Source organism: Pseudomonas sp. K8, from assembly GCF_014889455.1.
Taxonomy (GTDB): Bacteria; Pseudomonadota; Gammaproteobacteria; order Pseudomonadales; family Pseudomonadaceae; genus Aquipseudomonas; species Aquipseudomonas veronii.
On record NZ_VJWO01000091.1, the window covers coordinates 1 to 9318 of the forward strand.

8 protein-coding genes are annotated in these 9318 nt (G+C 62.0%); 4 read left to right on the forward strand and 4 right to left on the reverse strand.

The window, feature by feature from the left end:
- Window positions 1–734 precede the first annotated feature (734 nt).
- Complete coding sequence (locus INT12_RS29950) at window positions 735–1718, forward strand: GlxA family transcriptional regulator (RefSeq protein WP_193041011.1); 984 nt, start codon at window positions 735–737, stop codon at window positions 1716–1718.
- Between the two features lie 67 nt (window positions 1719–1785).
- Here the strand turns inward: INT12_RS29950 and INT12_RS29955 are convergent, their stop codons facing one another.
- Genes INT12_RS29955 through INT12_RS29965 form a run of 3 tightly spaced genes read right to left on the reverse strand, consistent with a single transcriptional unit; the run spans window position 1786 to window position 4953 of the window.
- Complete coding sequence (locus tag INT12_RS29955; RefSeq protein WP_233098877.1) at window positions 1786–3048, reverse strand: NAD(P)/FAD-dependent oxidoreductase; 1263 nt, start codon at window positions 3046–3048, stop codon at window positions 1786–1788.
- Entirely contained in the window at window positions 3038–3985 is a 948-nt protein-coding gene (locus tag INT12_RS29960) for a dihydrodipicolinate synthase family protein (RefSeq protein WP_193041009.1), read from the reverse strand. Before INT12_RS29960 ends, INT12_RS29955 begins: the two co-directional genes overlap by 11 nt.
- A 41-nt stretch (window positions 3986–4026) precedes the next feature.
- Window positions 4027–4953, reverse strand: a complete 927-nt coding sequence (locus INT12_RS29965) for a 4-hydroxyproline epimerase (protein ID WP_017846347.1) — start codon at window positions 4951–4953, stop codon at window positions 4027–4029.
- A 196-nt stretch (window positions 4954–5149) separates the two neighbouring features.
- On the opposite strand from INT12_RS29965, the gene INT12_RS29970 reads away from it, so the two are divergent.
- The 3 genes from INT12_RS29970 to INT12_RS29980 all read left to right on the forward strand — a co-directional run bounded on the left by INT12_RS29970 (window position 5150) and on the right by INT12_RS29980 (window position 8642).
- Entirely contained in the window at window positions 5150–5917 is a 768-nt protein-coding gene (locus tag INT12_RS29970) for an AraC family transcriptional regulator (protein WP_102617052.1), read from the forward strand.
- 86 nt (window positions 5918–6003) lie between these two features.
- Complete coding sequence (gene treS, locus INT12_RS29975) at window positions 6004–8070, forward strand: maltose alpha-D-glucosyltransferase (RefSeq protein ID WP_017846345.1); 2067 nt, start codon at window positions 6004–6006, stop codon at window positions 8068–8070.
- A 113-nt stretch (window positions 8071–8183) separates the two neighbouring features.
- Window positions 8184–8642 carry a hypothetical protein gene (locus INT12_RS29980; RefSeq protein WP_017846344.1) on the forward strand — a complete coding sequence of 153 codons (459 nt, stop codon included), beginning with the start codon at window positions 8184–8186 and terminating at the stop codon, window positions 8640–8642.
- 50 nt (window positions 8643–8692) lie between these two features.
- Here INT12_RS29980 and INT12_RS29985 read toward each other — a convergent pair whose 3' ends face one another.
- A complete protein-coding gene (locus INT12_RS29985; RefSeq protein WP_046383567.1) occupies window positions 8693–8935 on the reverse strand; it encodes a Pathogenicity locus in 243 nt (80 codons plus the stop codon).
- Window positions 8936–9318: the final 383 nt, after the last annotated feature.

Below are 9318 nucleotides of genomic sequence, written 5' to 3' on the forward strand. Positions count from 1 at the left end.
GTGGTGGTGGTGGTGGTGGCCACGGTCAGGGCGGGGGTCATGGCGGTCCCGGCCTGCGTTAAGTAACGGCTTATTGGGGCAAGCCACGCTATTCATCTTGATGAGGCGTGGCTTGCCTTTTTTTTGCCCGGCTTAAATCACGGGCAAAGAAAAGCCCGCGATGGGGAGAGCGGGCTAAAAGGTGTTTCTCTAGGAGCTGAAACAACACTAGGCGTTCACCTGTGAAAGCTTTGTGAAAGGCTTGAGCCAATGTATCGATGGCCAGTTTGCTGGTGCTGTCGCTGTACCCGAGGCTGTTTTCGCGTCGAGCGCCGGGGCTGCGCTGACGTCAAACGGGCGAGATGGTCGCCAGCAGACCGATGCCAATGGTCAGCACCAAAAAGCCAAACAGGAAAATTGCCATCTTGGTCATAAGGCCTCCGAAGGGAAGGGGGCGGCAGGAACATTCCTGTCGCGCTCGACAAGGGTGTCGGGAGTGGCCCTATTGTCCGCCTCGATGACATTTCGATACAGGCGCAGATAGTAAAGAAAAAACCGTATCAGATGCGCGCGCAACGCTTTGGCCCGGGGGGTTGGAGAGGGCTGGCTTTATCAAGATCAGCAGGTGAGCCATGTCTTGAGGGTACGGCGCGCCACCTGAGACAGCCGCAGCATTTCCCCCTAAGATGGCGCCCACAGCCTCAACAATAAGAGAGGGCCGACCCTCGATGGAAAGACGTCAATTCAGCGGTGGCATGAAAGGCAAGAACCTGTGCTACCTCAATGAAACACCCGGCCAGCCGGCGTCAGCCACCCGCGTTGGCTTCCTGCTGCTCGAACACTTCTCCCTGCCAGCCTTCACCCAGACCCTCGACACCTTCGTCACCGCCAACCTGTTGCGCCCCGAGTTGTTCGCATCGCGCACGTTCGGCTGGGGCGACGGCGAAGTCATCAGCGATCTGGGCCTGGTGATCCGCCCGGATGCACGCCTCGACGTGGCGGCCCTGCAAACGCTGGAGTTGTTGGTGATCTGCGGCGGCTTTCGCACCGAACTCAAGGCCAGCGACGACTTCATCCACCTGCTGCGCAATGCCGCCGAGCAGGGCGTCAGCCTGGCCGGCTTATGGAACGGCGCCTGGTTCCTCGGCCGCGCCGGCCTGTTGCAGGGCTACCGCTGCGCCATCCACCCCGAACATCGCCCGGCACTGGCGGAAGTGTCCAAGGCGGCCCACGTCACCAGCGAACCGTATGTCATCGACCGCGACCGCCTGACCGCCTCGAGTCCGTCTGGCGCTTTCCACATGGCGCTGGATTGGATCAAGGGCCTGCACGACAAGGCCTTGGTCGAAGGTATCGAAGATATCCTGGCCTTCGAGGAGTCCCGCTACCGGCGCATCAAACCGACGGAAAACATCTGCGTCAGCGCGCCGTTACGCGAGGTGGTGAAACTGATGGACGCCAACCTCGAAGAACCCTTGGAGCTCGACCAACTCGCCGTCTACGCCGGCCGCTCCCGCCGCCAGCTCGAACGGCTGTTCAAGGAACAACTGGGCACCACGCCGCAGCGCTATTACATGGAACTGCGGGTGACCGAGGCGCGCCGGCTGTTGCAACACACTGAGTTGTCGCAGGTGGAGGTGCTTGTGGCGTGCGGGTTTGTTTCGCCGAGTCATTTCAGCAAGTGTTATAGCTCGTATTTCGGCTACAGGCCGTCGAAGGAAAAGAGGTTGGTCAAGTAGCGTGGAGGTTGTTGGATTTTTTGTGTGACGAGTCATGATCACGGAGTGCTGATTCTCATCATACGTTTCAGAACCGCGCCAACCGATACCCCTCCAACTCCGGCAAACCCGACAGTCGCGGCCGCGTCGAAGCCAGTTGCGCGATGAGCTCCGCAGTCACCGCCGCCTGCGTCAACCCCAGATGCTGATGCCCGAACGCAAGCAACACCTTGCCGTCGGCGACCCGATCGATGATCGGCAGCGAGTCCGGCAGGGAGGGCCGGAAGCCCATCCATGGTGTCGCGTCCTGCGCATTGAGGTCTTGCCGGAACAGCCCTTTGCTCAGGCGATGCAGCTGCCAGGCGCGTTGCATATTCGCCGGGCGCTCCAGGCCGGCGAATTCCACGGTGCCGGCCAGGCGCAGGCCGCCGCGCATGGGCGTCATGATGAACTTGCGCTCCAGGGAGGTGACGGCGAAGGGCAGGCGTTCATGTTCGTGGGGCAGCATCAGGTGGTAGCCGCGTTCGGTGTCGAGGGGGACGTGCTTGCCGGTCAAGGCGGCGGTGAGTTTCGCCGAGTGGGCTCCGCAGGCGATCAGCACCTGGCGTGCGGTCAATGGGCCTTGATCGGTGGTCAGCGTGACGCCCTGGGCGTCGACTTGCCCGCCCAGCACCTGGCGGGTGAGGAATTGCACGCCGTTGGCTGTGGCGGCGTTCACCAGTTCGCACACCACCTGATAGGGATCGAGAAAGTGCCCGGTGCCCGCAAAGAACAGCCCGCCCTGGATGTGCTCGCTCAACTGCGGCGCGGCCTTGTGAATGGTGTCAGCCGACCAGAACACCACCGGCACGCCTTGCTGCGCCATGCGTTGCTGCAGCGCGTCGATGGCCCCTCGCGAATCCGCACGCTCGAACACCAGCAACGAGCCGTCTTCGCGCAGCAGCTCCGGCCGGTCGATGCCTTGCAGCAGGCGCTGCCATGCGCCCAGGCTGCCTTCGTTCAGTGCGCGAATGCCGGCGACCGTGCGCCGGTAGCTGGCCGGGCGCAGGTTGAGCAGCAAACGCGCAAACCAGGGCAGGGCGCGGGGCAGGTATTTCCAGTCCAGGCGCAGCGGGCCCATGGGGTCCATCAGCATCGTGGGCAAGCGCTTGAGGATCGACAGGTCGGCGATGGGGAACACTTGTTCGCTCGCCAGGTGGCCGGCGTTGCCATAGGAGGCGCCCATGCCGGGGGGCTGCGCGTCGATGACGACGACTTGGCGCCCTTGACGTGCCAACTGCAAGGCGCAGGCGACGCCGATGATGCCCGCGCCGACTACGGCGATGTCGGCGCTTGTGGGTTCAAGCGACATTCTGTTCCGCCGACCAGTTTGCGTACCACTGGCGGAACAGTGTGTACTGGCTTTCGGCATAACGACGCTGGGCAGCGCTGAGCTGGTCGCTTTCGTTGAAGTGCAGGGCGTAGCCACGGTCGCCGTTGAGCACCATCAGGTGCTTGTAATACAGCACCAGATCGCAGCCTTCGTCGAAGGACGACAGCACCGCCAGCGCGGCCTCCAGCTCAAGGGCCTGGCGACGTGCCTTGGCGTCGCCCTTGGCGGCTTGCTTGCTCAGCGCCACCAGTTGCAGCACTTCCCGAGGTAGGGCGTTGCCGACGCCGGTGATAGCGCCGGTGGCGTTGCAGTTGACGAAGCCGTGTACCACCTGGGTATCGACGCCGACCATCAAACTCACGCTATCGTCCTGGGAGGTGATGTGTTCGGCGGCGTAGCGCAGGTCGGCGGCGCCGCCGAACTCTTTGAAGCCGATCAGGTTCGGGTGTTCGCGGCGCAGCTCGAAGAACAGCTCGGCGCGGGTGGCGAAGCCGTAGTAGGGGCTGTTGTAGATCACCGCCGGCAAGTGGGGCGCAGCGTCGAGGATCGCGGCGAAGTGGGCCTTTTGCGCGGTGGCCGAAGCACCACGGGATAGCACGCGGGGAATCACCATCAACCCCTGGGCGCCGACCTTGGCCGCATGCGCTGCGTGGGACACCGCTTCACGGCTGTTGACCGCGCCGGTGCCGACGATGGTCGGCACGCCGGCGGCGGCCAGGCGCGCCACGCCCTCCTGGCGCTGGGCTTCGGTGAGCAACGGCCAATCGCCCATGGAGCCGCAATAGACCACGGCGCTCATGCCGATATCGATCAATTCGCGGCCCTTGGCGACCAGGGCGTCGAAGTCCGGCTTGCGCGCGGCGGTACACGGGGTCATCAGTGCGGGAATGCAGCCGGTGAAGATGGTGTCGCTCATTGGGCTAACTCCTTGGAATATTCAGTCAAACCATGCAGGGCTCAGATGCCCCAGGCGAAAGGGTCCTGCGCATCGATCAGCAGGGTGCTGTCGGCGGTCATGTAGGCGCGACCGGTGATGTACGGGCGCACGCGTTCGCCGTCCCATTCATAGCGGCCTTCGAACTGGCTGCCGGTGATGCTGGCTTGTACCCAGGTTTCACCCGGCGCGAGTTTGTCATCGGCGGCCAGGCAGGCGAGCTTGGCGCTGGTGCCGGTGCCGCAGGGTGAGCGGTCGTAGGCTTTGCCCGGGCACATGACAAAGTTGCGGCTGTCGGCGTGGGCGTCATCGGCGAACAACTCGATATGGTCGATCAGTGCGCCGTCTTCGCCATAGATGCCTTGGCGTTCGAGGGCCTTGAGCATCGCCCAGGTGTAGTCGGTCAGGGCGTCGACGTTATCCATCTGCAGCGCCTGGCCGTGCTCCGACACCAGGAAGAACCAGTTGCCGCCCCAGGCGATATCGCCATGGACCACGCCATGCCCCGGCACTTCCACCGCTACCCGTTGGCGAAAACGGTAGGCGGGCACGTTGCGCAGGGTCACGGCGCCGTCTGCATGCAGTGTGGCCGCCACCGGCCCGACGGGCGTGTCGACGGTGTGTACGCCCGGCTCGATGCGCCCCAGATAGTGCAGCGAGGCAACCAGGCCGATCGTGCCGTGGCCGCACATGCCGAGGTAGCCGGCGTTGTTGAAGAAGATCACGCCGCAGGTGGCGCCCGGTGTGACCGGCGCGCAATACAAGGCGCCCACCAGCACATCGTTGCCCCGCGGTTCCAGCAGGCAGGCGCGGCGCCATGCGTCGTGGTGGGTGCGCAGGTTGTCGAGTTGTGCGGCGATGCTGTTGCCGGCCAGTGCGGGGAATCCGTCCATCACCAGGCGCGTCGGTTCGCCGCCGGTGTGAGAGTCGATGACGTGCAGTCGTTTCATGACACGCTCCGTTCAGGGGTGAGCCTGGCCGATGGGATAGGCATGCAGTGGCCATATCGTGAACGCGTCAGCGCTGCGACGATTGATGTTTTGCGCCGGGTTGGATGACGAATTCAGCACAGTTTTCTACGCTCGACAGCATCCCGTGCATGGGGCAATCTGCTGGACGTCGAGGCGCAAAGAGGGGGGCGGAGTGATGTTGCAGAGTGCGTTTGCAGCCCTGTGCCAAGGGCGCGAGGCGAATCGCCCGCAGAGCATCGAGCAGTTATTGGCCGGCGTCATGCAACTGCTACCGATGCTCGACGTGATCCCCAATGCCGCGATTTTCATCAAGGATCTCGACGCCCGCTATGTGCTCGCCAACCGCACCCTGGTGCAGCGTTGCGGGCTCAAGCAACTGCAACCGTTGCTCGGCAAAACCAGCGCCGAGGTGTTCCCCGCGCAATTGGGGCCGGGTTATACCGAGCAGGACCGGCGCGTGCTGGAGCAGGGGTTTGTATTGGCGGATCAGCTCGAGTTGCATCTCTACGGCAGCCGCGAACCGGGCTGGTGCCTGACCCACAAGTGGCCGCTGTACAACCACGTCGGGCAGATCATCGGCCTGGCCGGCATTTCCGTCGACCTGCAATCGGCCAGCGAAACCCACCCCGCCTACCAACGCCTGGCCGCCGTGGACGCGCACATTCGCACGCACTTCAATCGGCGCGTGACCTTGGGCGAACTGACGCGTATCGCCGGGATCTCGGTGGCGCAGCTGGAGCGCTACTGCAAGCGCGTGTTCCACCTGACGCCGCGGCAGATGATCCAGAAAGTGCGCCTGGAGCACGCCCATCGCTTGCTGCACAGCGACCTGCCGATCACCGACGTCGCGCTGCAGTGCGGTTACACCGACCACAGCGCGTTCAGCCGCCAGTTCAAGGCGTCGACGGGGTTTACGCCGAGGCAGTACCGTCAGTTGGGCTAACCGCCGGCATTGCGATGCAACGAATAGCCCCGCTCGCCGCTCCTATGCTTACGAGTAACCTTTTCACGACGACAGGTAATGGGCTTATGACGGCGGCTGACAACGATCATGTGAACTGGCTGGTGCAACAGTCGATGCTGCACGCGGCGCGCCAGCGCGCCAAGCTCTATTCGGGGCAAGGGCGCCTGTGGCAACAGCCGTATGCACATACCCGGCCGCGTGATGCTTCGGCCTTGTCGTCGGTGTGGTTCACCGCGTATCCGGCGTCGATTGTCACCCGTGAAAACGGCACGGTGCTCGAAGCGCTGGGCGATGAGGCGCTGTGGCATGCCTTGTCGAAGATCGGTATCCAGGGTATTCACAATGGTCCGCTGAAAAAGTCCGGCGGCTTGGCCGGGACGGAACACACGCCGACCATCGATGGCAATTTCGATCGCATCAGCTTCGACATCGACCCGCAGTTGGGCACCGAGGCGCAGTTGCAGGCGCTGACACGCATGGCGGCGGCCCACAATGCGGTGATCATCGACGATGTGATCCCCTCGCACACCGGCAAGGGCGCGGATTTCCGCCTGGCCGAGATGGCCTACGAGGACTACCCGGGGCTCTACCACATGGTGGAAATCCGCGAGGAAGACTGGCCGTTGCTGCCGGAGGTCGCCGACGGGCGCGATGCCCAGAACCTCAGCCCGCTGCAGGTGGACGCGCTGCGCGATAAACACTACATCGTCGGCCAGTTGCAGCGGGTGATTTTCTTCGAGCCTGGCGTGAAGGAAACCGACTGGAGCACCACGCCGGTGGTCATCGGCGTCGATGGCAAGCCGCGGCGCTGGGTCTACCTGCATTACTTCAAGGAGGGCCAACCGTCGCTTAACTGGCTCGATCCATCCTTCGCCGCGCAGCAGATGATCATTGGCGATGCGCTGCACGCGATCGATGTGATGGGCGCCAAGATCCTGCGCCTGGACGCCAACGGTTTCCTCGGTGTGGAGCGCAAGCTCGACGGCACGGCCTGGTCGGAAAGCCATCCGCTGTCGATCACCGGTAATCAATTGCTTGGCGGCGCGATTCGCAAGGCTGGCGGTTTCAGCTTCCAGGAACTGAACCTGACGCTGGACGACATCGCGTCGATGTCCCACGGCGGTGCTGATCTCTCCTACGACTTCATCACGCGTCCGGCCTATCAGCATGCGTTGCTGATGGGCGACACCGAGTTCCTGCGCCTGATGCTGCGCCAGATGCACAACCTCGGCATCGACCCCGGCTCGCTGATCCATGCCTTGCAAAACCATGACGAACTGACCCTGGAACTCGTGCATTTCTGGACCCTGCATGCACATGACAGTTTCCTCTACCAGGGTCAGACATTTCCCGGCAACATCCTGCGCGAGCATATCCGCGAGCAGATGTACGAGCGCCTGGCCGGCGAACATGCACCATACAACCTCAAGTTCGTCACCAATGGCGTGTCCTGCACCACCGCCAGCATCATCACGGCGGCCCTCGGCATTCGTGACCTTGCGGCGATCACGCCGGCCGATGTCGAGCAGATTCGCCAGATCCATTTGCTCCTGGTGATGTACAACGCCATGCAGCCCGGCGTGTTCGCCTTGTCCGGCTGGGACCTGGTCGGTGCATTGCCGTTGGCGGCGGATGACGTCGCGCACCTGATGACTGATGGCGATACCCGCTGGATACACCGCGGCGCCTATGACCTGGTGGACCTGAACCCGCAGGCCGAGCTTTCGGCGGGGCAGATGCCGCGTTCGAAAACCCTGTACGGCAGCCTCAACCGCCAATTGCAGGACCCGGACTCGTTCGCCTCCCAGTTGCAGAAAATCCTCGCCGTGCGCCGTGCCTATGACATCGCGGCCAGTCGCCAGATCCTGGTGCCGGACGTCGAACATCCTGGCTTGTTGGTCATGGTCCACGAACTGCCGGCCGGTAAAGGCACGCAAATCACCGCGTTGAACTTCGGCAGCACGCCGATCACCGAAACCCTGCACCTGCCCAATATCGCGCCGGGGCCGGTGGTGGACATCATCAATGAGCGGGTCGAGGGCGATCTGACGGCCGAAGGGGCGTTCACCATTACCCTGGACGCGTATGAAGGGTTGGCGTTGCGAGTGGTCAGCAGTTCGCCGATGCTTTAGCGCAGATCAAGTGATGACCGGCACCGAGCCGCCAAACTGGTTGGGTGCAGGTTGGCACACGGGTTGAGGGCAACCCGACACGACGCTCATCCAGCCATAAAGGAAACCCGACCATGTTGTTTGATGCATATGCTGAAGAGTCGCTGAATGGTATCGGACATGTCGTCCAGGATATCGAGCAAGTCGCCAAGTACACTGAAGGCCTGCGAACGCGTCTTTCTGAACTCTTCACATCTACGCACAGCCGTTTTGGCGTGAGCTTTACCGTTCCGCCAGAGGGTTACTTCCAGCTTGAAGGTCATTTCGGCCTGATCAGAGCGAATCTGCTCTATGCCAATGAGGGCAGCGGCACCTTTGGTCGCGTGGTGCTTCGCAAGCACACGCTGGACGAGCAGGGGAGAGAAGCGTGGCCAGAAATCTGGGCGTTCCGCATTCTGAAAGATGGCGATGTCTGGGTGAGTGACAAAGGCCCGGTGCTCTACAACGAGTGGAGTACGCCAAGCGAACACAAGTTTGTCGCTGCTCGGCGTCTCGTTGAATCAATCGTGCTGTCTGCGATGAAGCCACGCTAGACCGCGCAGGTAGTCAGCAAGCAACCCCTGGGGGAGGCGCTTGAACGCGTTTACCGCTGCGGGTTGCGTCTCGCAAGCGCCACGGCCGCAGTGATGGCAGCGCGCGCTTGTGGGCTGTTCTTCCAGCACGTCGAGCCCAATGCCGCAGAGGCTTGGGCGAGGATGTCCCCCACGTTGGATTGGCTGAGTGTGTCCAGCGATTCAATGCCCATCTGTTCAAGCCGGGTAATCACCGTGGGGCCTACCCCCTTGAGTGCGAGCAACGCTGTTCTTTCTTCCAATGAGAATGGCATCGGTGAATTCCTTTTTCCAAGAGTCCCGGGAGTGTGCCGGATACTGGAGAGTGCCTCAATAGGTCGTTGTTGATTGGGTATATCGAACTCCCCGGCTATCGACGACAGCGCCACGCGGGCCTCCTGTTTTTGTGCGCTGAAGAGCCATATAAAGAACGTTACATTTTTGACTGTTAAATCACTCTCCATTAAAAAATAAAATAGCTGACTTTGGGAGTCAATCCGCAAAAACAGGATCATATTTGAAGTAGGGAAATAAATTCCCTCTTAAAAAGGTGAGCCAATTGGAATATACGTATAAAAACCAGTTTCACGAAAAAGCCAATGTAAAAGCGGTTCTCGTGGGCGACAGTAAAGTCATTAGTCCCTCCGAGTATATTGAG

Bases quoted from the DNA above. Each gene is read 5' to 3' on its own strand.
- INT12_RS29950 (WP_193041011.1), top strand. From the start codon at position 735: ATGAAAGGCAAGAACCTGTGCTACCTCAATGAAACACCCGGCCAGCCG.
- treS (WP_017846345.1), top strand. From the start codon at position 6,004: ATGACGGCGGCTGACAACGATCATGTGAACTGGCTGGTGCAACAGTCG.
- INT12_RS29965 (WP_017846347.1), bottom strand. From the start codon at position 4,953: ATGAAACGACTGCACGTCATCGACTCTCACACCGGCGGCGAACCGACG.
- INT12_RS29955 (WP_233098877.1), bottom strand. From the start codon at position 3,048: ATGTCGCTTGAACCCACAAGCGCCGACATCGCCGTAGTCGGCGCGGGC.
- INT12_RS29960 (WP_193041009.1), bottom strand. From the start codon at position 3,985: ATGAGCGACACCATCTTCACCGGCTGCATTCCCGCACTGATGACCCCG.
- INT12_RS29970 (WP_102617052.1), top strand. From the start codon at position 5,150: ATGTTGCAGAGTGCGTTTGCAGCCCTGTGCCAAGGGCGCGAGGCGAAT.
- INT12_RS29980 (WP_017846344.1), top strand. From the start codon at position 8,184: ATGTTGTTTGATGCATATGCTGAAGAGTCGCTGAATGGTATCGGACAT.
- INT12_RS29985 (WP_046383567.1), bottom strand. From the start codon at position 8,935: ATGCCATTCTCATTGGAAGAAAGAACAGCGTTGCTCGCACTCAAGGGG.